Here is a 24174-nt window from a genome sequence, read left to right on the forward strand (position 1 = left end):
CGGATCGGGTGCGATCGCCCGTCCGGCCGACCGACAAGGGGGGAACCATGTCCGAACACACCCAAGCCGCCGCCCGATTGCTCGGCGTCCAGCGCTTCGAGACGGCCGCTCGGCGGCGCGGCGGGTGGTACGCCGCCTACCTGTGGATCTTCGCGGGCTGGCAGCCGCTCCTCGTGCCCGCGGTCGTCCTCTGGCACGGACCGGCCGCGGCGGCCGTGGTCGGTGCCCTCAACGCGGCGCTCGTCAGCGTTCTTTCGTGGTACGCCGGGCGGCAGCCGGTCGTCCCCCGGCACTTCGCGCGCACACACCTGACCGTCATCGGCACCTGGGCCGCTCTGTACACCGGCACGGTGGTTCTCGGCACGACCGTCTTGAAGGGCAGCGTCCCGCTTGCCGTCGTGGCGGCCGTGGCCTGCGCCCTGCCACCGGCCGTCGGCGCCCTGCGGGGGATACGACGGTGAGCCTTGAGAGTCCTGAGAGTTCTGCGCGCCCCGCCGCCCGGGGCCGGCACCCGCGGCACGCGCTGGCGCCGCTGCTCTCGTCGCCCGTGCGGCTGTCGATCGTGGCGGCCCTCGCGTCCGTAGACAAGGCCGAGTTCGGCTATGTGCGCGACCTGGTGGAGATCACCGACTCGGTGCTCTCGAAGCAGGCCGCGGCCCTGGAAGAGGCCGGCTGGGTCGCGGTGGCCAAGGGGCGGGTGGGCCGGCGGGCCCGTACCTGGCTCTCCCTCACCGACGAGGGGCGGTCCGGCTACCGGCGGCACCTCGCCGCACTACGAGCCATCGCGGGCCTGCCGGACCCTGGCTGACACCGACACCGATCACCCGGGCCCGATACCGACACACCCGACACCTAAGCCGACATCGACCCCGAGACCGGCCCGCCTGAACTCGCCCGCGCCCGCCCGGACTCGTCCAGCCCACCGGCCGCGCCGGAGGCCGGACCCAGTCGGCCGGCCCCTACACGCCCCGGAGCGGCTCAGCCGCCCCACGCGGCGCCGAAGGCCAGCAGTTCGTCCCGGTGTTCCAGGCGGTCGGTCCACTCCTCGGGCCAGGCCGCGGCGCCGAGGTGGGCGCCGGCGAACGCGCCGGCGAGGCAGGCGATGGAGTCGGAGTCGCCCGAGCTGCACGCGGCCCGGCGCACGGCCGCGAGCGGCTCGCCGGGGAAGAGGAGGAAGCAGAACAGACCCGTGACCAGGGCCTCTTCGGCGATCCAGCCCGCGCCCGTGGCCAGGCACGGGTCGGCCTCCGGGTCGGGGGTGCGCAGGGCCTCCTCCAGCCGGTCGAGCGCGGCGCGGCAGGTGTCCCAGCCGCGGGCGATGAACGCCTCGGGGGAGGGGTCGTGAGCGTACTGCCAGAGGTCGCCGAGCCACCGCTCGTGGTAGCGGGTGCGGTTCTCGTCGGCGTACGAGCGCAGCAGCCCGCACAGTTCCGCCGGCCGGGCGCCCTGCGCCAGCACGTGCACCGCGTAGGCGGTCAGATCGCTCGCCGCGAGGGCCGCGGGGTGCCCGTGGGTGAGGCCGGACTGCAACTGGGCGGCGCCGGCGCGCTGTTCGGGGGAGAGGCCGGGGACGAGACCGAGGGGAGCCACCCGCATGTTCGCCCCGCACCCCTTGGAGTGCGGGTCGCAGGCGGCCTGCCAGGGGCCGTCGTCCGCGGCGAGGCGCTCGCACGCGGTGAGGCAGGTGCGGCCGGGGGCGCGGTTGTTGTCCGGGGACCGCCACCAGGCGATGAACTCCGCCCGCAGCGCCGGCGCCAGGTGCCGTGCCTCCAGCGGACCCCGCTCCAGGGCCGTGCGGAGCGCCCGCGCGACGGCGAGGGTCATCTGCGTGTCGTCCGTGATGAACGCGGGGCGCGGCAGGTCCATGGTGCGCCAGGGCCCGCACTTCGCGAGGATCGACGCCACGTCGTTGAATTCGGTGGGGAAGCCCATCGCGTCCCCGACGGCCAGCCCGGTCAGTGTTCCTGTCGCTTTCACCCGGCCACCCTAATCCAGGGTGTAGGCAGCTCCATCCGGTCTCCGCAAGGGGCCAGCGGGCGGCTTACGACGGACGGCGGAACGCCTTCGGCCCGCAGGGTCCCTGAGACCCGCTAACGGCGGCCGGGGAGGCGGCTCTCACGAGCCGGCCGTCTGCCGGGCCGCGTAGCGGCGGGCCTTGGCGCGGTTGCCGCAGACCCGCATCGAACACCAGCGCCGGCTGCGGTTCTTGGATGTGTCCCAGAAGACCCAGGCGCAGTCGTGCTCCGCGCAGCGCTTCAGGCGGGCCGCCTCGCCGGTGACGGTCAGTTCGCTCCAGGCGACGGCCAGGGCGCCCAGCGCGCGCCGTGCCGGGGGTGCCTCGGGATCGGGGACCAGGGCGGCGCCCGTGATGCCGGGGCGCAGGACGGCCCGCAACGGCAGGGCCGCCAGCGCCGCCTCGGCGGCCTCGACGTGCCGGGGGTCGGCCGAGTCGCCGACGTGGACGCCCAGTTCCTCGCGGAGTCCGGAGCGCAAGGCCAGGGCGAGACGGTGGTCCTCGGCGCCGGGCGCCGGATTCCCGGCCGGGAGTCCGTGCTCGCGGAACCAGACGGCCAGTTCGGCCGGGCCGGGCAGGTCGTCGGTCCCCCGCTCGACGTCGACGGTGTTGACGAACGCCTCGACCAGCCGCGCCGCCGGCGGTGCTTCGCGCATCTCGTACCTCCCCGCACAGCTTAACCGGCTATCGCCGTCACCGGTTGACGGGTGGTCGCTCCCCGTGCCAGGCTCCCGTCTCGCTAACCGGTCATCCGCATTAGGGGGTTAATCGTGAGCATCGCGCAGGACGCCGTCGCCACCGGAGGGCGGGCGGCGGAGAAACAGGTTGCGGAGGAACAGGCCGTGGGGGAGCGGGCCGCAGAGGAACGGGCCGAGGACGGGCCGCCCGCCGGGACCCGCAACTCCGTCGTGCTGCCGGTGTTCACCGTCGTCACCAACCTCGCGGACGGCGTCACCAAGGTCGTCCTGCCGCTGCTGGCGACCCGGCTGACGACGTCCCCCGCGCTCGTCTCGGCCGTCTCCCTCGCGCTGACGCTGCCGTGGCTGCTGACCGCCCTGCACATCGGCGTCCTGGCCGACCGGGCGGACCGGCGGAAGCTGCTGTGGCTCGCGGACGGCATGCGGCTGCTGGCCGTCGGCGGGCTCGCCGCGACGGTGGCGACGGGCCGGGCGGGCATCGCCGTCCTCCTCGGGGCCGCCCTCGTGCTGGGCGTCGCCGAGGTCGTCGCGCTCACGGCCGCGGCGGCGCTGGTGCCCGCCCTGGTGCCCCCGTCCCGCCGGGAGCGGGTGAACGCGTGGATCGCCGGGGCGGAGACGGCCGCCAACGAGTTCGGCGGCCCGTTCGTCGGCGGCCTCCTGCTGGCCGCGGGCACGGGCATCGCCCTCGGCTCCGTCTGGGTCGTCTACGCGGCCGGCAGTGGCCTGCTCCTGCTGCTCGCCGGCAGGTTCCGGCCCGTACCGTCCGGCCCCGCCGACGGGCCGCGGCCGGACGTGCACCGGGAGATCCGGGACGGACTGCGGTTCCTGTGGCGGGAGCCGCTGCTGCGGACCATGTCCCTCACCCTCACGGTGCTCTGCGCGAGCTGGGGCGCCTGGACGGCCCTGATGCCGGTGGTCGCCACCGGGCGCATGGGCCTGTCGGCCGGCGATTACGGGATCATGGTCAGCGCCCTCGGGCTGGGCGGGCTGACCGGAGCCCTCACCGTCACCCGCGTCAACCGGCTGCTGGGCCGGCGCCGGGCCCTCCTCGCGGACCTGGTCACCACCTTCCTGATGGTGGCCGTACCGGGGCTGACGGGCAGCCCGTGGGCCGTGGCCGGCGCGGCGTTCCTCGGCGGACTCGGCGGCACCCTGTGGACCGTCAACGCCCGCCTGATCGGCCAGCACCTCGTCCCGGGCGCGATGATGGGCCGCTACAGCGGCGCCCACCGGCTGCTCAGCTGGGGTGCGATGCCCCTCGGTGCGGGCGCGGCGGGGCTGCTGGCCCAGGGCTTCGGGGAGCGGACCGCCTTCCTGGTCTTCGCGGCGGCCGTCGTCGTGACCGTCCCGCCGTTCCTGCGCACGGCGACGCCGGAACGGCTGCGGAAGGTGGGGTGAAACGGCCCGTTCCGCCCCTCCCTGCCTCCCTCCACCCGTCATTTCCCGGCCAACTCGCACACCTGTCCACGCGCGGCATTCGGCGCCGCACCAGCACCGGGAGTCACACGCCTCCTTCGGAGCGTGGCCGATCCCTTTCGGGCGGTGCAGTCACGGGAATCACGGCTGTCTACTCTCCTCCGCCATGCGCCCTACAACACGCAGACGCCTCGGTCTCTCCGGTCTCCTCGCCCTCGGCATCGGCCTGCCCGGCTTGGTCCAGCAGCCGGCCTCGGCGGCCGCCGCGCCGCCCATGACCATCACCGCCGACAAGCCGTCGGCGACCCCCGGCTCCACGGTCACCCTCACGATGACCTTCACCAACGACCAGACCACGAACACCCAGTTCGTGTACCAGTCGATCCAGCCGACCTGGAACACCTCGCAGGACCCCGGGCTGAAGTACACCTTCAAGTCCTGCACCGGTGAGGCCGTCCAGTGCGACGTCAACAAGCAGACCGGCGTCGTCCGCTACAACGTGCCCGTCATCCCGGGCGCCTCCCGCACGGTCAAGCTGACCTACGACATCGCCGCCGACTCGGCCTGCGGCCCCAGCAGGCGGATCGACCTCTACTCGTACGTCTACTACGAGTACCAGGGCGGCCAGGCCAAGAAGGACGGCGTCTACACGACGGGCACGGACGTCGCCTGCGCCACGCCGCCCGCCCCGGCGGCCGGGGTGAAGGCCGAGGCCACGGCGGACCAGGCCGGCAAGGCCGTCAAGGCGGCGGACGTGGTCACCGCGCAGCAGCTGCGGGAGCAGCGGCGGCACGTGGCGGCGATCCGCCACTGACCCCCGCCGGACGGGCGCGGGCCCGCCCGCACTTCGTAAGCCCGCCCCGCACCCATGAGAAAGGCCCCGCCGGTACCGGCGGGGCCGCCCTCGTATCGGGGGCCGCTCTCATCTCAGGAACTGATCCGTCTCCGGGACCGATCCGTCCCAAGGGCTGATCCGTCTCAGGGATTGATCGTGAACGAGACGTCGCAGTCCCCGCACTCACCGTAGGCCGACCCGTCGTCCCGGGGGTAGATCGTCGTATTGGCGCTGCCGCAGGCGGGGCAGTTCATCGGCGCCCCTCAGCTCTGGAAGACGGTTCAGCTCTGGAAGACGGTGTGCACCCCGAGGCAGCCGTCCACCTGGCACATCACCAGGACTCCCAGGGTGCCCTGATCGTGGACCGACACCTTGGAACTGTTGCAGGTGCGGCACCGGAGCAGCCCCTTCGACCCCAGATGCGCGCGGGCCCGTGCGTCGATGGTCTTGGAGTTGCCGATGCGGGAAGTCATATCGTCACCTCTCTGTCTGCGCCCGTCGCCCCATGGTCCCCCGCGGGCGGCCGCGCTGTCCGGCGAACGGGGAGTCTCCCCGTTCCCCGTCAGCCCCGCCGCGCCGTCGTGTGCGCCCGTACCCCGGCCAGTCCCAGGAAGACGAGGGTGATGGCCGCCCCGGCGACGACCGCGCCCGCGAGCCGGGCGCCGCTCGCCGTCCCCCCGGCCAGCACTGCCGCGAAGACCGCCACGGCCGCCGCCAGCCCGACGAGCAGCCAGCCGGTGAACGCCCGCCGGGGGCGCGCCGGTTCGCCGGGGACCGGGCCGCCGAGCACCGCCCAGTGCCGGTCGGTCTCCCGCCGTTCCCGTCCTCGCTCGACGAGGGCGCGCGAGCGCAGCGCCGCGCAGACCGCGCCGCCCGCCGCGGCGACGCCGCCGATCGTCGGCCAGCCCGCCCCGGCCAGCAGCAGCGGCGCCAGCAGGGCCGTCGTCCCCCAGCCCGTCAGGCAGGCGCCGGCCGCCAGCCGGCGCGATCGGGGCCGGTCGCCGCCGGCCCGGACGTCCATGACGGCCGGCAGGTACCAGACGCAGCCGGACGCGCACAGCACCACGACGCCGAGCGCCAGGACTGCGTGGGACATGACGTTCCTCCTCGGAGCGGAGCCTGGTCGCAGCGCGGGCCCCGACGACGCGCGAACCGGGAGGAGCCGGGGTCGCCACGGGTCGGCGGCTCCTCCCGGCCCGCGTCCAGGATCGGCGGCCCGGGCCCGGCCGGACGCTGGGCCGAACGGACCCGCCGCGGTCCAAGGGTCCCCTGACGCTCCGTCACAACATGGGATGACGCTCCGTCAGGACACCGGAGACGACGCCCCGGAAGGGCCGAACGGCCCTGGTGGACGGGGCCCCTCGGGCACAGGTACCGGGTGCCATACTGGCGCGCGCCGCCCACGCGGACGGCCGGGACCGGCCGCAGCAGGCACCGGCCCCTACCACCCCTCCGACAGGAGTCCCCGCACCGTGTCACGCCACGACTGGAGCGCCCCCGCCACCCGCCCGCACGTCCCCGTACCCGGACGGCGCGTGCGGGCCCGTCCCCCGCACGGTCGCCACGCGCGCCGCGGCGACCGTCCGGCGGGGTGTTGACATGAGCCCCGTCGGCGATGAGTACCACGGCCTGCTGGCCCGCCACGACGCGATGCGGCTCCGCCGCACGCTGCTCTCCCCGGGCGAGCGGCGGACCCCCGCCGCGCCGCGCCGGACCGCGGCCCCCTACGACGGCGCGGCCGACCAACGCGAGATCCTGCGCGGACTCGACCTCGTGTCACCCTTCGACGAGCTGATAACCGAGCTCTACGACGAACTCTTCCAGCGGTGGCCCTATCTGCGGTCGCTGTTCCCGGAGTCCATGGAGTTCCAGCGCCGCCACCTGGCACACATCTTCCACTACCTCATCGAGCACCTGCACGACCCGGACGAGGTGACCGCCACCTTCAAGCGCCTCGGCCGCGACCACCGCAAGCTGGGCGTCCGGCCCGCGCACTACGAGGCGTTCGAGACCGCCCTGCGCGAGGCGCTGCGCCGCACCGCGGGCTCACGCTGGACGGACGCCATGGAGACGGCGTGGCTGCGCATGCTGCGCTTCGCCGTGGCCGCGATGGTCGAGGGCGCCGAGGCCGCCCTCGGCGAACCGCCCGCCTGGCAGGCCGAGGTGACCGCGCACGAGCGGCTCCGCCGGGACGTGGCGGTGCTCCGGGTGCGCACCGGCGAACCGTACGCCTACCGCGCCGGCCAGTACGCGGCCGTCCAGTCGCCGCGGCTCCCGCAGGCGTGGCGTTACTACTCGTTCGCCAACGCCCCGCGCCCGGACGGGGAGCTGGAGTTCCACGTCCGGCTGGCCGGCGGCGGGGGAGTGAGCGAGGCGCTGGTGGCGGACACCCGCGTCGGCGACACGCTGCGCCTGGGGCCGGCGAGCGGCACGATGACACTGGACGACGACCTCACCGGCGACGTCCTGCTGGTGGCCGGGGACACCGGCTGGGCCCCCGCGAAGGCGCTGCTGGAGGAGCTCTCCTCGGGCCGCGCGGGGCAGCACGGGGTGCACCTCTTCCTGGGGGCGCGGAGCTTCGCCGACCTCTACGACGCCGAGACCCCGGCGAGCCTGGCCCGGCGCCGGCCCTGGCTGCGGGTGGTCCCGGTGATCGAGGACGGGCCGGGGCCCGGCCGCTGGGAGGCGGTCGCCGACGCGGTGCTGCGACACGCCGACTGGTCCCGGCGCACGGCGTTCGTCGCCGGTCCGCCCGCCCTTGTCCGGGCGATGACGGCGGGGCTCGCGGCGGCGGGCCTGCCCGCCGGGCGGGTGCGGCACGACCCGCTGCCGGCCGTGCGCGACAGGGCGGCGCTCACCGCTCGCTGACGCCGGGGCCGGGGCGGCGCGTACCGCCCCGGCCCGCGCCCGAAGGCGCCGGATCAGACGTTGTTGTCGGAGTCGATGCACCACTGCATCTTCCGCTGGAGGGCGTCGGCCTCCGACCGCGCGCTCCGGGCGCCGCTGTGGTCGCCGCTGTGGTCGAGGCGGGCCGCGCGGTCCCGGAGCCGGGTGATCTGCTGGTGCAGCTCCGCCACGTTGCAGGTGATGCCGCCGGACGCGACGGCGGACTGCGCGGGCAGGGCCGTGAAGACGACGCCCGCGGCCATCGCGGCGGTGACGACGAAGGTGGACATACGACGCATCGGTGACTCTCCTTGCTGTCCGGTGCCGGATCCGGCGGATCCTCTGACGGGCACCGGGCGGTCACCCTACCCCGGCAAGATCAACTTCCGTGACGGGCGGCCGGGGCTCAGCGCCGCCGGGCCGTCAGCCAGGGGGAGAGGGGCACACCCACATGTTCCTTGTATGTCACGTCGCCCGGCAGCGGGACGACGAGGGTGGTGGCCGGCGGGAAGAAGCGGCTGACGATGTGGGCGGTCCCGGAGAACAGGGCGCGCGGGAAGTCCGCCACGTGCTCGTGCGCCACGTCCGGGAAGTCCACGCCGTCCACGATGACGCGGGTGTCGCCCTCCGGGTGGACCGTCAGCTCCACGTGCGGCGGACCGGCCAATTCCACGTACGCCTCGTGCGGCAGCGAGCCGTCGGGGTCGGCGACCGCGAAGAGCGGGGCCGAGGTGCGGCGGGCCACCTGGTCGGCACCGATGTCGTGCGCGGCGGCGGTCACCGCGCGCCCGTACTCCGCCGCGACCTCGCGGACGGCGCTGACGACGGCTTCCGTGCTGGGGTGGGGATCGGTGCTGGTCATCGGCTCATCATGCGGACCCGCGCGGGCGCGGTCCGGGGCGGGGTGCGCGCGGGCCCGGGACGGGCGGTCGCGGGCGCCTCCGAACAGGGCCGTAAAGCGGGCCTGAGCGGGGGGTGCGGTCAGCCCGCGGCGGCCAGGCGGGGCGGCTGGATCGCGGTGAGCACCTCATGGAGCCGGTGCAGCGCCTCCGGCCGTACCGAATAGCAGATCTGCACGCCCTGGCGGCGGGTGACCACCAGCCCCGCCTCGCGCAGCACCCTCAGGTGCTGGCTGATGGTCGGCTGCGTCACATGGAACAGCTCGGTGAAATCGCAGGCGCACGTCTCGGGCCGCTCGGCCAGCGCCTTCATGATGCCCAGCCGCACCGGGTGCCCGAGCGCCCTGAACATCGCGACCTCGGCCGCCTCTGTCATGGCTGTGGCCGAACTCCGCGCAATCTCGCTCACGTTGACACTCTATCAAATCCCGCTTATATAATCCGTTGCCTAAATAGCCAAGTGCCTATGAAAGCCCGTGGACGATCCGCCGCCGTGGCGGGGCGTGCGGTGAGACGCGTCGTGGACGTCCGGGCGAACGGAGGTCCTATGCGGGACGAGTCCGGCACCACCCCCGCCACGGAAGGCGTGCTGTCCCCACGCCACCGAGCGCTGTCCCTCGGCCTGATCACCTCGGTGACCCTGGTGGCCTTCCTCTGGCTGGGCGTGGCCACCGTGCTGCCGCGCGCGGCCGAGGACCTGGGCGGAGTACACCTGTTCGGCTGGGCGTTCACCGCGTTCATGCTGGCCAACCTGTTCGGCACGGTCGCCGCCGGCCAGGGCGCCGACCGGGGCGGTCCCACCCGCCCGTACCTCCAGGCGTTCACCGTGTTCGTCGCCGGCTGCGTCGTCGCCGCCCTCGCCGGCAACTGGTACGTCCTGCTGGCCGGCCGGGCCCTGCAAGGTCTGGGCGTCGGCGGGGTCCTGGCCCTCGCCTACCTGATCGTCGGCCGCGCCTACCCGGACGAGCTCCGGGCCCGCATGCTCGCCCTCGTGGCCTCCGCGTGGACGCTGCCCGCCCTGCTCGGCCCGGCCGTCGCCGGGGCGCTGGCGAACGCGACCGACTGGCGGGTCGTCTTCCTCGTGCTCGTCCCGCTCGTCCCCGTCGCCGCCCTGCTCACCCTGCCCGCCCTGCGCGGGCTCGCGCCCTCCGGCTCCGGGCCCGGCGGGAACCGGCTGCCGCTCACGGTCCTGCTGGTGCTCGGAGTCGGCGCCCTCCTCGCGGGGCTGGAGAACCGCGACCCCGTGGTGCTGGTCCCGCTGGTCGTCGCGGGCCTCGCCGTCACCCTGCCCGCGCTCCGCAGGCTGCTGCCCGCGGGCACCCTCACCGCCCGGCGCGGCATGCCCGCCGGAATGATCGTGCGCGGCCTGGTCAGCGCCGCCTACTACGGAGGCGAGTCCTTCTTCCCGCTCAGCATGACCCGGGTCATGGGGCTGGACACCCTCGGCTCCGGCCTCGCGCTCTCCGCGGGTGCCCTGACCTGGGTCACCGGCGCGTGGCTCCAGGCCAGGCTGGACACCCGGGGCGGGGGTTCCGGCCGGCACGCGCGGGTGGTGCTCGGCTTCGTGCTGCTGGTGGCCGGGGACGGCATGATCGCGCTGGCCGTGGGCACCTCACTGGAGAGCGTCGCGCTCGCCGTGGGCGGCTGGGCCGTCGCCGGCCTCGGCATGGGCTTCGTCTACCCCGCCGTCACCACTATCGTCCTCTCCCTGGCCCCCAAGGGTCAGGAAGGGGCGGCAAGTTCGGGGCTCCAGCTGTGCGAGACGCTCTCCGTGGCCGTGATGACCGGCCTGGGCACGGCCGTCACCGCCTACGGCTCCTCCCACGGCTGGGGCGACGGCCGTGGGCTCGGCCTCATCTACCTCATCGCCGCCGCCTGCGCCCTCCTCGGCATCGCCGCCGGCCTGCGCACCGCGGCCCGCCGCACCACCCGCGGAACGGAGCCCGCCACTGAACCTGCCGCTGAACCGGCCGCCGAACCCGCCTCGGAGACCGCCCCCGAGGCCGGGCGCTCGGCGTGACCCCGGCGGCTTCCCGGTCTGCCGGCCGGGAAGCCGCCCGGGACCCGATGTCGTACCCCCGTGCTGTGATGGACGAAGTGATCCCGACGACGCGGGGATCCCGACCCGGAGGAGTCCCCCGATGGACCGCGAGCAGTGGCGGCCGTTCCTGAAGCGCTGGAGCGAGGAGTGGATCGCCGGGCACGACCCGGAGCAGGACCGCCCGCTGGACGAGGAGGTGGTGCGCGACGGCTGGCTCGGCTTCGCCCCGGCGAGCGACGCGGACGTGGCCGTGGCCGAGGCCCGGCTCGGCCGCCGACTGCCGCCGTCGCTACGGGAGTTCTTGCTGGCCACCGACGGGTGGCGGGACGCGGGCCCGTTCGTCTACCGGCTCGCGGGGACGCGCGGGCTCGACTGGCTCGCCGCCTCCGACGAAGCCGGGTGGATCGACGCGTACTCGGGGGACGACGTCGAGGAAGGCGAGCCGGACGAAGGGGCCATCCTCGCCCGGTCGCTGAAGCTCTCCCTGGAGGGCGACGCCTGCGTCATGCTGCTCGACCCGGAGGACGTCGACGAGCGAGGGGAGTGGGCGGCCTACTGGCTGTCCTCCTGGTCGGGCATGGGGCCTGAACGGCACGACTCCTTCCACTCCCTGATGCGCGGCGAGTTCGCCTCCTTCCACGCCCTGCGGCAACCACCGGGCGCCACCCGCGACCACTGGGACGCCCGGGTCGAGGAGGCCCGCGGGGCCGCGCTCGGCGGTGCCGTCGACGAACCCCTGGCGGTGCTGGCCGAGGCGGCGGAGTACGGACGCCGGCGGGCGCAGCTGCTCCGCTTCCAGTTGCTCGTGCTGCTGGGCGACTGGCACACCCTTTCCCCGTACACGCTCATATCGTCGTACGTCGACGCCGGCAACGAACCCCTCTTCGGCCCCGAACTGCTGCCGCTCCTCTTCACGGAGAACGCGCGCGGCCCCTGGGGGCGGCCGAACCCCGCGTTGACCTCCCTGGAGGAGAGCGGGCCGGAGTCCGTGCGGGCGCTCGTGGCCGACCACCGGCGGCGCCTGCGGGAGCCCGGGTTCCCCTTCCCCTACGGCAATCCGGAGTTCGACGCGGCGGTGCGGCGCGTCACCGCGCGGCTCGCCGACGCACCGGAGGACGAGGAGGCGCGCCGCCGCCTGGAGGACACCCTCTGGCCGGAGCTCAAGGAGGCCATGAGAGCGTGGCGCCCGCTGAACGACGACCACCTCGCCCCGGCCGTCCTCCTCGCCGACCCCCTCCTGGCCGGGCTGATCACCCCGGAGCGCGGGCGGGAGCTCCTCTCCGTCCCCCGGGGCGGCGGCCGTGCGAAGGGCTAGAAACCGAGGGGCCGTTGGCCCTGGACCGAGTACATCAGACAGGAGGTGGCCAGGAAGTCCGGGTGGCTCATGACCTCGCGGGCCGCCCGCAGCCCGTCGTCCGTCAGGCCGGCGGAGCGGAACCGGTCCCGGAGGTGGTGGGTGTTGTGGATCTGCAGGGCCGTGCCGGGGGAGTGGGCGCGCCACTGCTGGACGGCGGGCTCGGCGTCGACGCGGACGAGCCCGGCCCGGTGCATGGCGGTCGCGGCCCGCCGTCCCCACGCCAGGTCGACCCCCGCCGCCCGCAGCAGGCGGAGCTTGGCGTCGAGGTAGTCGCGGTAGGCCGCCGCCGCGGCGGCGGCGCACCCGCCCACCGGCACCAGCGGACCGTAGGTGGTCTCGTCGAACTCGTCGAGCTGGAGCCAGCCCCCGGGCCGGAGCGCGCCGACCAGCCGCCGCAGCACCTCGATGCGCTCGGGCAGGTGCATCAGCACCAGCCGGGCGTGCACGATGTCGAACGCGCCCTCGGGCAGCGGGTCGCTGCGCGCGTCGTGGACGAGGACGCGCAGGCCGGGCGCGGCCGGGGAGTGCTGTGGTTTGACGTCCGTGGCCAGTACGGACCCCGTCGGCGCCACCCGGGCCGCGAGCCACCGGGCGACGCTGCCGCCGCCCGCACCCACCTCCAGGCAGTGCGCCCCGGGGGCGACCGGGAGCCGGGCGAGCCGGTGGGTGGTGAAGCCGTCGTACGCCGCGGCGAGGCAACGGTGTTGCTCCGTGGCGTGCTCACTGTCGTTGTCGAACGCGTAGCCGAGCGGAGGAGTCGTGGTCATACCGTCCTCGGAGTCGTCGTGATCCGGAGCCCCGGCGCTGCCGGAACCGACGGTACCGGTCCCGGCGCGCGCCCGTACCCCGGGCACGGCCGCCGACCACCCGGTACGGGGACGGAAGCCCCCGTACCGTCGCGCACCCGTCCCGTCGCGCACCCGTGCCGTCGCGCACCCGTGCGGGAGGTCAGCCGGTGAACGTACCGAGCACCTTGCTGTACTCGTACTCCTGCTGGCCGGGGATGCCGGAGCAGACTGGGCTCGCGGTCGGCTTGTCGCACGGGTGGTCACGGGTGGCCGACCACATGGACAGCCGGCCGATGTGCTTCTGGGCCGCCCACGCGGCGAGCCGGCGCGCGTCCTCCAGCCGGAAGGTCTCCCCGGGACTGTCGTTGACGCCGATCATCGGGGTGATGCCGATCATCTTCCACACCGCCGCGTCGGGGGTGCCGGGGTAGACGGACGCGAGCTGGTCGTGCAGGTTGGTGCCCGCGTCGATGGCGGCCTGGCCCATGTCCTGGACCGGCGGGCCGTAGTCCATGGCCATCACGTTCCAGGTTTCCACGGCCAGCCCGTTCCGCAGCGCGTCGCGGACGACCTCCAGGCCGTCCGGGGTGAGCCCGCTCGCCAGGACCGGCAGCGTGTACGAGATGTGCAGGGGCGTGCCCTTGGCCGCGTACCGCTGCTGGAGCGCCGCGAGCGCCTTGGCCCGGCGGGTGTTGGCCGCCTTGTCGACCACGGCGGTGCCCTCGACGTCGAAGTCCAGCTTGTACGCCTTGAGCCGCTCGACGACGCCGCCGTACGCCTCCGTGAGGGCGCCGACGTCGGTGATGTCCTGGGCGAGCTCGTTGTTGTTGGCGCCGCCGAAGGAGACGACCACGTCACCGCCGGCCCGCCGCAGGGCGTTGATCCGCGGGACCCCGTAGTTGCCCGAGACGGGGTGCGCGTGCTGGCCGCCCCACACCGGCGTCTTCCGGTCCTGGGCGTCCGAGACGACGAACGCCGTGGTGAACTGCCGGGCCCCGCTGGCCTCCGCCATCTTCGGCAGATCGGGCTCGGGGTAGAGGCTGGTGTCGACGTACGGGGCCCAGGTGGCGGGAGCGTCGGGCTTCCCGGGGACGGCCGCTATGGGGGACGGGTCCTCCTTCCAGGCGATGATGATCTCCAGCCCGTTCTGCGGAACCTTTCTGCGCCAGTCCTGGGACGGTGCCACGGTCAGCGTCGAGCCGGCGACGGTGACCTGGTCCTGCTGGTACTCGCTGTCGAACGCCTGGCCCTCGGGCAGGGTGAACCGCACCTTCCAGTCGACGTCCGGGGTGGCCTGCCCGCTGACGGGCTTCAACACGTAGTGGTAGGTGCCGCCGTTGCCCCAGTTCTGGTCCTTGCTGCCGGACTGGTCGCCCGTCCAGGCCAGACCGACCTTGTCGGAGGCGGACAGCAGTTCGGCACCGAGCGGGCCGACGGCGGCGGCGCGAGCGGCGGGGGCGGTGGGGGCCGGTGCCGCGCCGGCCGGCAGGGCGGCGGCCGTTCCCGTCAGCAGACAGAGAGCGGTTCCTGAGGCGACGGCGACGGCGACGACGGCATGGCGGACGGTGGGAGAGAGCGTCATGGTTCCTCCGCAGGCGTGGGGACTGCACCCCCCTCGGCGGAACAGCGCGGGCCTGCGGACATGGCCGCAACTCCCCATTGCTTCCACACCGTTGGTCTGGACCGCAGCGTTCCCCGGGCAGCATAGGGGGGTCAACGCGCAAGGGGAAGGCGGGAGTCGTGACAAGCGGGGGACGGGAGTGCGCTCGATGCGGGGCTCCCGGTACCGCCCGGGGGTGCGGCGGGATCCGGCCGGAGGGCACCGGGCCGGAGTCACCTCACGCCGGAGCTGCCTCAAATGGCCTGCGAGCTCGGGAAATTGTTGTCGGCAGTCGCCGCTCCCAGCGGGGATCGATGCTTTTCCTGCCGCGGACCGGCACGGCCCCGCACGAGACCGGCGGCACCTTCGCGGCCGCCACCACGGACCGGGACCACGACGGCCGGCCCGGACCGGTCGCGGTGAGGACCGGACCGGTCGCGGTGGAGACCGGACCGATCGCGGTGAAGAAGAGCCGGACGCGCGCCCGCGGCAGCGAGGCGCGCGTTCAAGCGCGCCGGTCCTACCCGGCGGCGGCACCCACCGCCGGGCAAGGACCGTTCGCGCGGACGGCCTCCGGCTCAGGCGGGCTTGCGGGCCTCGAACAGCACCCGGGACGAGTGGGCGACGAACGGGCCCTCCGCCCGGATCCGCTCGTCCAGTGCGCGCAGCCGGTCCCGGTAGAGGTCGACGGTGAACCCGGGAACGGTCCAGATCACCTTTCGCAGGAAGTACACCACCGCGCCGACGTCGAAGAACTCCATCCGAAGCCGCTCCGACCGGACGTCCACCACCTCCAGCCCCACGGCCCGGGCCGCGGCGCTCTCGTCGTCCGGATGCCGCTTCCGGCGGGCCTCGGGCTGCGGGCCGAGGAAGAACTCCACCAGTTCGAACACACTGGCCGGCCCGACATGCTGCGCGAGGTACGTACCGCCGGGCCGCAGCACCCGGGCGAGCTCCGACCACCAGACGGTCGCCGGATGCCGGCTGGTCACCAGGTCGAACGCCGCGTCCGCGAAGGGCAGCGGCGGCTCGTCCGGCGCCGCCACCACGACCGCGCCGCGCGGGTGCAGCAGCGCGGTGGCCTTGGCGACGTTCGGCGGCCAGGACTCGGTGGCCACCATCGTCGGCGGCAGTACCGAGGCGCCCGCCAGCACCTCACCGCCTCCGGTCTGGACGTCCAGCGCCGCCGACGCCCCGGCCAGCCGCCGCGCCATCAGCTTCTGATAGCCCCACGAAGGGCGTTCCTCGGTGGCCCGGCCGTCCAGCCAGGAGAAATCCCAGCCGTCCACGGAAACGGAGGCCGCCTCGGCCACCAGATCATCGAATCCACGGTTCATAACCCGAATCATCACCATAAATCGACGAGGGCACAAAGCAATTTGCCGTCCCGGCCGAGCTTGCCCGGAACCGCCCGTCCCGGGCCCCCGCCGGGCCGGACGCCCCCGAAGGGCGTGCGGGCCCGACACCCGTCACTGTGGAAGGTGTCCCGGGTGGACGGTGTCCCGGCGCGAGCGCGGCCGGCCGGCCCCGCGCGGAAGGAGGCAGCCCATGGCGGACGCAGCCATGACGCCCGTCAGCGAGAGTCCGGACGACCCGTTCTCGCTCGCCCGCGCGGCCACGATGGTGCTCGACCACCGGGGGACGGTCGTCGGCTGGGGCGAGCAGACCACGGAGCTGCTGGGCCGCCGGGCCGAGGACGTGACCGGCAGGCCCGCCGCCGACGTCCTCCTCGCGCCCCGCGACCGTACCGTCGTCGTCGAGACGGCCAGGGCCTGCGTCCGGGACGGCGGCTGGTTCGGGGTGCTGCCCGTGGTCCGGGGCGACGGCACCCGGATCCACGTCGGGGTCCGGGCCCGGCGCGTCGTCCGGCCGGACGCCCCGCCGGAGTGGTTCCTGGTCGGCGCCCCCGCCGACGAGGTCGTCCAGTGGGAGACCGACCGGTCCGTGCTCGACGGGCTGTTCCGGCGCTCGCCCATCGGGCTGGCCGTGCACGCCCCCGACCTCAGCATTCTCCGCGTCAACAGGGCCGTCGCCCACATCGGCGGCATCCGCGCCGAGCAGGCCGTCGGACGCCGCACCGGCGACTTCCTCATCACCGACGACGCGGACACCGTGGAGAAGGGGCTGCGGCAGGTGCTGGAGACCGGACGGCCCATGATCTTCACCGAGCAGCCCTGCCGGCTCCGCGCGGCCCCGGCGGAGGAACGGTTCGTCTCCGTCTCGGCGTTCCGGACGACCGACTCGGCCGGACGGGTGCTCGGCGTCACCCAGTTGGTCGAGGACGTCACCGAACGCCACCGCGCCCGGGTGCGGCTCGCCCTGCTCGACGAGGCCGGCCGCCGCATCGGCACCTCCCTCGACGTCGACACCACCGCCCGCGAACTGGCCGACGTCCTCGTCCCCGAGCTCGCCGACTGGGTCTCCGTCGACCTCCTGGAGAACGTCAGCCGCGGCGAGGAACCCTCCCAGGACGGCACCGGCGCCGTCTGCCGGGCCGCCGCCGTCTCCGTCGTCGCCGAAGTGGAAGAGGCGCTCCACCCGGTCGGCCACCGCATCGTCTTCCCGCCGGGCAGCCCCCAGGCGCGCTGCCTCGCCGAGAAGAGCCCGGTGCTGGTGCAGGACGGCCGGGGGCCCGCCGGACTGACCGCCGTCGCCCAGGAACGGGCGGAGCGCGCGGCCGAACTCGGCGTGCACTCCGTGATGATGGTGCCGCTCGTCGCCCGCGGCCTCGTCCTCGGCCTCGTCGTGCTCTGGCGCGCCCGCCGCCCGGAGCCGTTCGAGGACGACGACCTCACGCTCGCCACCGAGTTCGCCGCCCGCGCCGCCGTCTGCATCGACAACGCCCGCCGCTACACCCGGCAGCACCAGGCCGCCCTCACCCTCCAGTGCCGGCTGCTCCCCGGCGAGGTGCCCGACCTGCCCGCCGTCGAGGTCGCCCACCGCTACATCCCGGCCGGCGCCGCGGAGGGCGTCGGCGGCGACTGGTTCGACATCATCCCGCTCTCCGGCGCCCGCGCCGCCCTCGTCGTCGGCGACGTCATCGGCCACGGCATCGACGCCGCCGCCACCATGGGCCGGCTGCGCACCGCCGTCCACACCCTCGCCGAACTCGACCTGGAACCCGAGGAAGTGCTGTCCCACCTCGACGACCTCGTGCACCGGCTGGCCGCCGAACAGGAGGTCAACACCCGCGACTTCCCCCACGACCAGGTCACCGGCGCCAGCTGCCTCTACGCCGTCTACGACCCGGTCTCCCGCCGCTGCTCCCTGGCCCGCGCCGGCCACCCGCCGCCCGCGGTCGTCACCCCGGACGGCCGGGTGTCCCTGCCCGACCTGCCGCCGGGCCCCCCGCTCGGCCTGGGCGGCCTGCCCTTCGAGGCGACGGAACTGGAGCTCCCCGAGGGAAGCCTGCTGGCCCTCTTCACCAACGGGCTCATCCAGTCGCCCGGCGGCGACGTCGACTCCGCGCTCGCCGAACTCGGCCGCCAACTGGCCGTCCCGAACCGGCCGTTGCCGGAGACGGCCAAGGCCGTGGTGGACGCCCTGCTCCCCGCCCGGCCGCACGACGACGTCGCCCTGCTGCTCGCCCGTACCCGCGTCCTGGGCCCCGAGCGCGTGGCCACCTGGACGCTGCCCGGCGACGAACAGGCCGCCGCCGCGGCCCGTCGGCTGATGACCGAGCAGCTCACCAAGTGGGGCCTGGAGGACCTGGTCTTCGCGACGGAACTGGTCGTCAGCGAACTGGTGACCAACGCCTACCGGTACGCGAAGGGGCAGGTCACCCTGCGGCTCATCCGCGGCCACAGCCTCATCTGCGAGGTGACCGACACCAGCAACACCTCGCCGCACCTGCGCCGGGCCCGCAGCACTGACGAGGGCGGGCGCGGCCTGTTCCTGGTCGCCCAGCTCACCGAGCGGTGGGGGACCCGCTACGAGCGGGAGGGCAAGACCGTCTGGACGGAACAGCCGCTGCCGCCCGGACACCGCCTCTGAGGCCCTGTTCACCGGGTGTCCGCGTGCTCCACCGCCGGCGCCGCCCGTACCGGCCCGGCCTGCGCCGGTACGGGCGCGACGGCGCGCCGCCGGGTCACCCGGCGCGCCAGCGGTTCCGTCCACCGCGCCGCGAGCGGCCCCAGCACCACCAGCACCAGGACGTAGGCCGTGGCCAGCGGCCCTACGCGCGGCTCGACGCCCACCGCCAGACCGGCGATCACGATGGAGAACTCGCCCCGGGCGACCAGCGTCCCGCCGGCCCGCCAGCGCCCCGCGGGCGCGGCACCCGCCCGGCGGGCCGCGTACCAGCCCGTCCCCACCTTGGTGAGGACCGTCACCCCGGCCAGCGCCAGCGCCGGGCCCAGCACCGGGGGCACGGACGCCGGATCGGTGCTCAGCCCGAAGAAGAGGAAGAAGACGGCGGCGAACAGGTCCCGCAGCGGCGACAGCAGCGCCCGGGCGTCCTCCGCCACCTCGTCCGACAGCGCGATGCCGAGGAGGAACGCCCCCACCGCCGCCGACACGTGCAGCTCCTGCGCCACCCCCGCGAACGACAGCGTCAGCCCGAGCACCACCAGCAGCATCCGCTCCGGGTTGTCCGAGGACACGGCCCGGCTGATGACGTGCCCGTGGCGCAGCGCCACGTAGAGCACGGCGGTGACCGTGCCCAGGGACGTCAGCAGGATCAGCCCGCCCGCCCGGATGCTCAGCCCCGCCTGGAGGGCGGTCAGCAGCGGGAGGTAGCCGGCCATCGCGAGGTCCTCGATGACGAGGACGCCGAGCACGGCCGGCGTCTCCTCGGCGCCCAGCCGCCCGAGGTCCGCGAGCACCTTGGCGATGATCCCGGAGGACGAGACCCAGGTGACGCCCGCCAGCGCCACACAGGCCACCGCGCCCCAGCCCAGCAGGAGCCCCGCGGCGGCCCCCGGCAGGGCGTTGAGCAGGAAGTCCACCGCCCCGGACGGGGATTGGGTGCGGAGGCTGCTCATCAGCTCGGAGGCGCTGTACTCCAGTCCCAGCAGGAGCAGCAGCAGGACGACGCCCACCTCCGCCCCGGTGGCGACGAACCCCTCGCTCGCGCCCAGCGGACGGATGCCCCCGCGACCGAAGGCGAGGCCCGCCAGGAGGTAGAGGGGTATGGGGGAGAAACCGATCCGGCCGGCGAGGCGGCTGAGGATACCCAGGGCGAGAATGACGGCGCCGAGTTCGATGAGCAGCGTGGTGGTCTGGTGCATGGGCGGCTGTCCTCCGGCGGTCGAGGGGCTGCGGCGGCTGTGCCTGCGCGAATGCGGAAGGGGTCCTGGTCCTGGAACGGCGACGGAAAACGGGTCGGACGGCACAGGAGGTGCGGGGCGGCAGGTGCGCGTGGGGGCACGTACCGCGGCCCGGGCGGTGAGCTGACGCGCAGTCGGTCCCCGTCGTAGAACCCGCACGGCCCGGGGCGGGCCGCTCATCGGATCGATGGCATCGCTCGATGGAGCATCTTAGCGGAGAATGCAATAGTCCTATCGGGTTTCTGGGGAGTTGCGCGGTGCGCCCCCTTTTTCCTCCGGGCGCGGGCCGACCGCCCTACCGCGAGGGGGAGTCGGCTGCTATGGGCGCCCGGAAGCGCGCGGCGGCGCACCACGCGGGCGTCCGGGCCGCATCGGATTCCTCGCGGAACCGAAGAGAGGGGGGCAACGGTCTCGGGCGGCGCAGGCCCGGCTTCCGGGTGTGTGCCAGGGGGATGCCGGCGCCGGGGCCGGGCGCGTTCAGGGGCGGGTGCGCGCCTTCCGGCGCCGGCCGGGGGGCGCGGGCGGGCCGCGCCCCCTCAACCCTCGGGGTTGGCCTCGAGGCAGGTCAGCTCGATCTCGTCGACGAGCGCCTCGTACGTCTTGCCGGTCAGCTGCGCGACGTTCTCCATGCCCACCGCCGCCCACCCGGCCAGGCTCATGACGAGCGACCGGAGTCCGTCCGTGCCGAGCCGGGACAGCACGTCGTCGGCCACCCCCAGGGCCTCCTCCGGCACCCGCTCGGCCGGCTCCAGGCCGACCACCGTCCGCAGCAGGCCGACCGTCACCCGGCTGATCTCGGGCGCGATCGCGTACAGGCGGCGGTCTTCTTCCTCGTCCATGCTTCCCTTTCCGTCGGGCGGCGGGGCGGCCGCCCTTGAGAGACGGGGAGCTGTCTACCAGAAGTAACGGACGCCTCACCAGGAAGAGTTGACGCGTAACGGCCCTGTTCTGGGCAAACGGCGAGGAGACCTCACTCGCGCGGGTGATGCCGCCGGGAGGGTGGCGGGGCGGGGTTCCCGGGGTCGCGGGGGCCCGCCCCTGTCGACAGAAGACGGTAAGGGTAGCCTAAGCTAAGCTCCGTCCGGGTGGCAGGAAAGGCCCGGTGGGACCGCCCGCCCGTTGCCCCGCTCCTCCGGCAGCGTGCCGCGCCTTCCCGCGCACGGCGGCCGGCCCCCACCCCACGAGCAAGGAACGGATCCGAGGACCAGACATGGTGCGCATAGCTGTGGCGGGCGCGAGTGGATACGCGGGCGGTGAACTGCTGCGTCTGCTCCTGCGGCACCCCCACGTCGACATCGGCGCGCTGACCGCCGACTCCAACGCCGGACGGACGGTGGGCGAGGTGCAGCCCCACCTCGCCCCGCTGGCGGAACGGGTGTTGGAGAAGACGACCCCCGAGGTGCTCGCGGGACACGACGTGGTCTTCCTCGCCCTCCCGCACGGCGCGTCCGCCGCGCTGGCGAGCGAACTGGCCCCCGGCACCCTCCTCATCGACTGCGGTGCGGATTTCCGGCTGCGGGACGCGGGGGAGTGGGTGCGGTTCTACGGGTCGCCGCATGCGGGGACGTGGCCGTACGGGCTGCCGGAGCTGCCGGGGGCGCGGGAGGCGTTGCGGGGAACGAAGCGGGTGGCGGTGCCGGGGTGTTTTCCGACGGCGGTGTCGTTGGCGTTGTGGCCGGTGTTCGCGGCGGGGCTGGTGGAGTTGGAGGCGGTGGTCGTGGCGGCGTCGGGGACGTCGGGTGCGGGGAAGGCGGCGAGGCCGCATCTGCTGGGCAGTGAGGTGATGGGGTCGATGAGTCCGTACGGGGTCGGGGGCGGGCACCGGCATACGCCGGAGATCGCGCAGAACCTGGCCGCCGTCGCCGGGGGGCCGGTGAGCGTCTCCTTCACCCCGACCCTCGCGCCCATGCCCCGCGGCATCCTCGCCACGTGCAGCGCCAAGGCGCGCCCCGGCACCACCGCCCAGGCCGTCCGCGCGGCGTACGAGAAGGCGTACGGCGACGAGCCGTTCGTCCGCCTCCTGCCCGAGGGGCGCTGGCCGTCCACCGGCGCGGTGACCGGGTCCAACGCGGCGCAGGTCCAGGTCGTCCTGGACGACGCGGCGGGCCGCGTGATCGCGGTGAGCGCGATCGACAACCTGACGAAGGGCACTGCCGGTGGTGCGGTGCAGAGCATGAACATCGCCCTCGGGCTGGCCGAGGAGCTGGGACTTTCCACGACAGGGGTGGCTCCGTGAGTGTGACGGCGGCGAAGGGCTTCACGGCGGCCGGTGTGGCGGCCGGGCTGAAGGACAGTGGTGCGCCGGATGTGGCGCTGGTGGTGAATCAGGGGCCGGGGCGGGCGGCGGCGGGGGTGTTCACCTCCAACCGGGTCAAGGCGGCTCCGGTGCTGTGGTCGCAGCAGGTGCTGAAGTCGGGGGAGGCGGCGGCGGTCGTCCTCAACTCCGGTGGCGCCAACGCCTGCACCGGCCCGGAAGGTTTCCAGGACACCCGGGCCACCGCCGAGCACGTGGCGCGGGTCCTGGACTGTGCGGCCGGCGAGGTGGCGGTGGCCTCCACCGGGCTGATCGGCGTCCGGCTGCCCATGGACCGGCTCCTGCCCGGTGTGGAGAAGGCCGTCGCCGCACTCTCCCCGGAGGGAGGGGAACAGGCCGCCATCGCGATCAAGACGACGGACACCGTGCACAAGACGGCGGTCGTGGAGCGGGACGGCTGGGTGGTCGGGGGCATGGCCAAGGGCGCGGGGATGCTCGCCCCGGGGCTGGCCACGATGCTCGTCGTCCTCACCACCGACGCCGACGTGGACGCGCCCGGCCTGGACGACGCGCTGCGTGCCGCCGTCCGCACGACCTTCGACCGGGTCGACTCCGACGGGTGCATGTCCACCAACGACACCGTGCTGCTGCTGTCCTCCGCCGCCTCCGGGATCGTCCCGGATGCCGCCGTCTTCACCGATGCCGTGCGCGAGGTGTGCGACGACCTGGCGCGGCAGCTGATCGGGGACGCGGAAGGGGCGAGCAAGGACATCCGCATCGAGGTGATCAACGCGGCCAGCGAGGAGGACGCGGTGGAGGTGGGCCGGTCCATCGCCCGCAACAACCTGCTCAAGTGCGCGCTGCACGGTGAGGATCCCAACTGGGGCCGGGTGCTGTCCGCGATCGGTACCACCTCCGCCGCCTTCGATCCCGACCGGCTCAACGTGGCGATCAACGACGTGTGGGTCTGCCGCAACGGCTCCGTCGGTGACGACCGCGACCTCGTCGACATGCGGCCCCGCGAAGTGCGCATCACCGCCGACCTGGCCGAGGGCGCCGAATCCGCCGTCATCCGGTCCAACGACCTCACCGCCGACTACGTCCACGAGAACAGCGCCTACTCCTCATGAATCCCACCCTTCCCTCGCGGCGCGCAGCCGCCCCCAAAGCCCGGACCGTCATCGAGGCGCTGCCGTGGCTGCGCCGCCTCCACGGCAAGACGGTCGTCGTCAAGTTCGGCGGGAACGCCATGGTGGACGAGGAGTTGAAGGCCGCGTTCGCCGAGGACATGGTGTCGCTCCGGTACGCCGGAGTGCGGCCGGTCGTCGTGCACGGCGGCGGGCCGCAGATCAGCGCGCTGCTCGACCGGCTCGGCATCGCCTCGGAGTTCACGGCGGGTCTGCGGGTGACCACGCCGGAGGCGATGGACGTCGTCCGGATGGTCCTCGCCGGGCAGGTGCAGCGCGAACTCGTCGGGCTGATCAACCGGCACGGCCCGTTCGCCGTCGGCCTCACCGGCGAGGACGCGCACACCATGACCGCCGTCCGGCGGCACGCCGAGGTCGACGGCGAGCCGGTCGACATCGGCCTCGTCGGTGACGTCGTCGCCGTCGACCCGAGCACGGTGGAGGCACTGCTCGACCGCGGCCGGATCCCCGTCGTCTCGCCGGTCGCCCGGGGCGCGGACGGCGAGGTGTACAACGTCAACGCCGACCTTGCCGCCGCCGCGCTCGCGGGGGCGCTCGGCGCCGAGAAACTGGTCGTCCTCACCGACGTCGAGGGGCTCTACGCGGACTGGCCGCACAGCGACGACGTCATCAGCCGCCTCACCGCGAGCGACCTGGAGGCGCTGCTCCCCGCCCTGTCGAGCGGCATGGTCCCCAAGATGGAGGGCTGTCTGCGGGCCGTCCGGGGCGGGGTGGGCGCGGCGCACGTGCTGGACGGCCGGGTGCCGCACTCGCTGCTGCTGGAGGTGTTCACGGACGAGGCGGTGGGGACGACCGTGGTGCCCGATCCGCCGCCGGGCGTGCCGGAAGACGCGCTGGTGGAGGTGACCGCGTGACCGGGGACGGCACCCGTACGCCGGGCGAGCGGCTGGCCGACCGCTGGCGGGGCGCGC

The 24174-nt window shown here is 74.3% G+C and carries 23 protein-coding genes; 11 read left to right on the forward strand and 12 right to left on the reverse strand.

The genetic code is table 11. The features are described 5' to 3' along the window. The first annotated feature begins 47 nt into the window (after positions 1–47). Together K7I03_RS32280 and K7I03_RS32285 are read left to right on the forward strand one after the other, a co-directional pair. Positions 48–461, forward strand: a complete 414-nt coding sequence (locus K7I03_RS32280) for a hypothetical protein (protein ID WP_221903541.1) — start codon at positions 48–50, stop codon at positions 459–461. Then, positions 458–808 carry a winged helix-turn-helix domain-containing protein gene (locus K7I03_RS32285; protein WP_224347327.1) on the forward strand — a complete coding sequence of 117 codons (351 nt, stop codon included), beginning with the start codon at positions 458–460 and terminating at the stop codon, positions 806–808. The genes K7I03_RS32280 and K7I03_RS32285 overlap by 4 nt, the downstream gene beginning before the upstream one ends. Positions 809–978: 170 nt before the next feature. Here the strand turns inward: K7I03_RS32285 and K7I03_RS32290 are convergent, their stop codons facing one another. Continuing rightward, positions 979–1977 (reverse strand): ADP-ribosylglycohydrolase family protein, encoded by a 999-nt coding sequence (locus tag K7I03_RS32290; RefSeq protein WP_224347328.1) that lies wholly within the window; start codon positions 1975–1977, stop codon positions 979–981. A 138-nt stretch (positions 1978–2115) separates the two neighbouring features. Then, positions 2116–2670, reverse strand: coding sequence for a CGNR zinc finger domain-containing protein (locus tag K7I03_RS32295; RefSeq protein WP_185945410.1), 555 nt, complete (start codon positions 2668–2670; stop codon positions 2116–2118). 186 nt (positions 2671–2856) lie between these two features. On the opposite strand from K7I03_RS32295, the gene K7I03_RS32300 reads away from it, so the two are divergent. Beyond that, positions 2857–4110: an MFS transporter gene (locus tag K7I03_RS32300; protein ID WP_185945468.1), complete on the forward strand. Its 1254-nt coding sequence runs from the start codon at positions 2857–2859 to the stop codon at positions 4108–4110. Positions 4111–4294: 184 nt separating this feature from the next. After that, complete coding sequence (locus tag K7I03_RS32305) at positions 4295–4942, forward strand: hypothetical protein (protein ID WP_185945409.1); 648 nt, start codon at positions 4295–4297, stop codon at positions 4940–4942. A gap of 302 nt (positions 4943–5244) precedes the next feature. Here the strand turns inward: K7I03_RS32305 and K7I03_RS32310 are convergent, their stop codons facing one another. Beyond that, complete coding sequence (locus tag K7I03_RS32310; protein ID WP_185945408.1) at positions 5245–5436, reverse strand: hypothetical protein; 192 nt, start codon at positions 5434–5436, stop codon at positions 5245–5247. 89 nt (positions 5437–5525) lie between these two features. Continuing rightward, entirely contained in the window at positions 5526–6059 is a 534-nt protein-coding gene (locus tag K7I03_RS32315; protein ID WP_224347329.1) for a hypothetical protein, read from the reverse strand. Between the two features lie 503 nt (positions 6060–6562). Between K7I03_RS32315 and K7I03_RS32320 the strand changes: the two genes are divergently transcribed. Further along, entirely contained in the window at positions 6563–7831 is a 1269-nt protein-coding gene (locus tag K7I03_RS32320) for a globin domain-containing protein (protein ID WP_185945407.1), read from the forward strand. 53 nt (positions 7832–7884) lie between these two features. On the opposite strand, the gene K7I03_RS32325 is transcribed toward K7I03_RS32320, so the two are convergent. From K7I03_RS32325 to K7I03_RS32335, 3 genes are all read right to left on the reverse strand, one after another. Beyond that, on the reverse strand, positions 7885–8148 hold the full coding sequence (locus tag K7I03_RS32325) for a hypothetical protein (protein WP_185945406.1): 264 nt from the start codon (positions 8146–8148) through the stop codon (positions 7885–7887). Positions 8149–8255: 107 nt separating this feature from the next. After that, the gene (locus tag K7I03_RS32330) at positions 8256–8711 is read right to left on the reverse strand and encodes a hypothetical protein (RefSeq protein WP_185945405.1); all 456 of its coding nucleotides are present in this window, start codon (positions 8709–8711) and stop codon (positions 8256–8258) included. Positions 8712–8830: 119 nt separating this feature from the next. Beyond that, entirely contained in the window at positions 8831–9157 is a 327-nt protein-coding gene (locus K7I03_RS32335; protein WP_224347330.1) for an ArsR/SmtB family transcription factor, read from the reverse strand. Between the two features lie 138 nt (positions 9158–9295). Between K7I03_RS32335 and K7I03_RS32340 the strand changes: the two genes are divergently transcribed. Both K7I03_RS32340 and K7I03_RS32345 read left to right on the forward strand, forming a co-directional pair. After that, positions 9296–10768 carry an MFS transporter gene (locus K7I03_RS32340; protein ID WP_185945404.1) on the forward strand — a complete coding sequence of 491 codons (1473 nt, stop codon included), beginning with the start codon at positions 9296–9298 and terminating at the stop codon, positions 10766–10768. A gap of 121 nt (positions 10769–10889) precedes the next feature. Continuing rightward, positions 10890–12104 carry an SMI1/KNR4 family protein gene (locus K7I03_RS32345; protein WP_185945403.1) on the forward strand — a complete coding sequence of 405 codons (1215 nt, stop codon included), beginning with the start codon at positions 10890–10892 and terminating at the stop codon, positions 12102–12104. On the opposite strand, the gene K7I03_RS32350 is transcribed toward K7I03_RS32345, so the two are convergent. The 3 genes from K7I03_RS32350 to K7I03_RS32360 all read right to left on the reverse strand — a co-directional run bounded on the left by K7I03_RS32350 (position 12101) and on the right by K7I03_RS32360 (position 15871). After that, positions 12101–12913: a class I SAM-dependent methyltransferase gene (locus K7I03_RS32350; RefSeq protein ID WP_185945402.1), complete on the reverse strand. Its 813-nt coding sequence runs from the start codon at positions 12911–12913 to the stop codon at positions 12101–12103. The two genes, K7I03_RS32345 and K7I03_RS32350, sit on opposite strands and share 4 nt — an antisense overlap. A 181-nt stretch (positions 12914–13094) precedes the next feature. Then, complete coding sequence (locus tag K7I03_RS32355) at positions 13095–14516, reverse strand: glycoside hydrolase family 18 protein (RefSeq protein ID WP_185945401.1); 1422 nt, start codon at positions 14514–14516, stop codon at positions 13095–13097. Positions 14517–15112: 596 nt separating this feature from the next. Beyond that, entirely contained in the window at positions 15113–15871 is a 759-nt protein-coding gene (locus K7I03_RS32360; RefSeq protein WP_185945400.1) for a class I SAM-dependent methyltransferase, read from the reverse strand. A 211-nt stretch (positions 15872–16082) separates the two neighbouring features. Here K7I03_RS32360 and K7I03_RS32365 point away from each other — a divergent pair, with 211 nt between their 5' ends. Then, the gene (locus K7I03_RS32365; RefSeq protein ID WP_185945399.1) at positions 16083–18527 is read left to right on the forward strand and encodes a SpoIIE family protein phosphatase; all 2445 of its coding nucleotides are present in this window, start codon (positions 16083–16085) and stop codon (positions 18525–18527) included. Positions 18528–18535: 8 nt separating this feature from the next. On the opposite strand, the gene K7I03_RS32370 is transcribed toward K7I03_RS32365, so the two are convergent. After that, positions 18536–19762 (reverse strand): cation:proton antiporter, encoded by a 1227-nt coding sequence (locus K7I03_RS32370; protein WP_185945398.1) that lies wholly within the window; start codon positions 19760–19762, stop codon positions 18536–18538. A gap of 575 nt (positions 19763–20337) precedes the next feature. After that, positions 20338–20640, reverse strand: a complete 303-nt coding sequence (locus K7I03_RS32375) for a hypothetical protein (protein WP_185945397.1) — start codon at positions 20638–20640, stop codon at positions 20338–20340. A 371-nt stretch (positions 20641–21011) separates the two neighbouring features. Here K7I03_RS32375 and argC point away from each other — a divergent pair, with 371 nt between their 5' ends. The 3 genes from argC to argB are packed head-to-tail and all read left to right on the forward strand — an operon-like array spanning position 21012 to position 24117. After that, entirely contained in the window at positions 21012–22037 is a 1026-nt protein-coding gene (gene argC, locus K7I03_RS32380) for an N-acetyl-gamma-glutamyl-phosphate reductase (protein WP_224347331.1), read from the forward strand. Then, on the forward strand, positions 22034–23185 hold the full coding sequence (argJ, locus tag K7I03_RS32385; protein WP_224347332.1) for a bifunctional glutamate N-acetyltransferase/amino-acid acetyltransferase ArgJ: 1152 nt from the start codon (positions 22034–22036) through the stop codon (positions 23183–23185). The genes argC and argJ overlap by 4 nt, the downstream gene beginning before the upstream one ends. Continuing rightward, positions 23182–24117 carry an acetylglutamate kinase gene (argB, locus tag K7I03_RS32390; protein ID WP_185943163.1) on the forward strand — a complete coding sequence of 312 codons (936 nt, stop codon included), beginning with the start codon at positions 23182–23184 and terminating at the stop codon, positions 24115–24117. Before argJ ends, argB begins: the two co-directional genes overlap by 4 nt. The last annotated feature ends 57 nt before the right edge of the window (positions 24118–24174 follow it).

The organism is Streptomyces mobaraensis, assembly GCF_020099395.1.
Lineage (GTDB): Bacteria > Actinomycetota > Actinomycetes > Streptomycetales > Streptomycetaceae > Streptomyces.

Excerpts from the sequence above, each read along its gene's own strand:
- K7I03_RS32310 (WP_185945408.1), bottom strand. The coding sequence starts at position 5,436 with ATGACTTCCCGCATCGGCAACTCCAAGACCATCGACGCACGGGCCCGC.
- argC (WP_224347331.1), top strand. The coding sequence starts at position 21,012 with ATGGTGCGCATAGCTGTGGCGGGCGCGAGTGGATACGCGGGCGGTGAA.
- K7I03_RS32360 (WP_185945400.1), bottom strand. The coding sequence starts at position 15,871 with ATGAACCGTGGATTCGATGATCTGGTGGCCGAGGCGGCCTCCGTTTCC.
- K7I03_RS32325 (WP_185945406.1), bottom strand. The coding sequence starts at position 8,148 with ATGCGTCGTATGTCCACCTTCGTCGTCACCGCCGCGATGGCCGCGGGC.
- K7I03_RS32305 (WP_185945409.1), top strand. The coding sequence starts at position 4,295 with ATGCGCCCTACAACACGCAGACGCCTCGGTCTCTCCGGTCTCCTCGCC.
- K7I03_RS32330 (WP_185945405.1), bottom strand. The coding sequence starts at position 8,711 with ATGACCAGCACCGATCCCCACCCCAGCACGGAAGCCGTCGTCAGCGCC.
- K7I03_RS32315 (WP_224347329.1), bottom strand. The coding sequence starts at position 6,059 with ATGTCCCACGCAGTCCTGGCGCTCGGCGTCGTGGTGCTGTGCGCGTCC.
- K7I03_RS32320 (WP_185945407.1), top strand. The coding sequence starts at position 6,563 with ATGAGCCCCGTCGGCGATGAGTACCACGGCCTGCTGGCCCGCCACGAC.
- K7I03_RS32280 (WP_221903541.1), top strand. The coding sequence starts at position 48 with ATGTCCGAACACACCCAAGCCGCCGCCCGATTGCTCGGCGTCCAGCGC.
- K7I03_RS32365 (WP_185945399.1), top strand. The coding sequence starts at position 16,083 with ATGGCGGACGCAGCCATGACGCCCGTCAGCGAGAGTCCGGACGACCCG.
- K7I03_RS32355 (WP_185945401.1), bottom strand. The coding sequence starts at position 14,516 with ATGACGCTCTCTCCCACCGTCCGCCATGCCGTCGTCGCCGTCGCCGTC.
- K7I03_RS32370 (WP_185945398.1), bottom strand. The coding sequence starts at position 19,762 with ATGCACCAGACCACCACGCTGCTCATCGAACTCGGCGCCGTCATTCTC.
- K7I03_RS32375 (WP_185945397.1), bottom strand. The coding sequence starts at position 20,640 with ATGGACGAGGAAGAAGACCGCCGCCTGTACGCGATCGCGCCCGAGATC.
- K7I03_RS32340 (WP_185945404.1), top strand. The coding sequence starts at position 9,296 with ATGCGGGACGAGTCCGGCACCACCCCCGCCACGGAAGGCGTGCTGTCC.
- K7I03_RS32350 (WP_185945402.1), bottom strand. The coding sequence starts at position 12,913 with ATGACCACGACTCCTCCGCTCGGCTACGCGTTCGACAACGACAGTGAG.
- argB (WP_185943163.1), top strand. The coding sequence starts at position 23,182 with ATGAATCCCACCCTTCCCTCGCGGCGCGCAGCCGCCCCCAAAGCCCGG.
- K7I03_RS32345 (WP_185945403.1), top strand. The coding sequence starts at position 10,890 with ATGGACCGCGAGCAGTGGCGGCCGTTCCTGAAGCGCTGGAGCGAGGAG.
- K7I03_RS32295 (WP_185945410.1), bottom strand. The coding sequence starts at position 2,670 with ATGCGCGAAGCACCGCCGGCGGCGCGGCTGGTCGAGGCGTTCGTCAAC.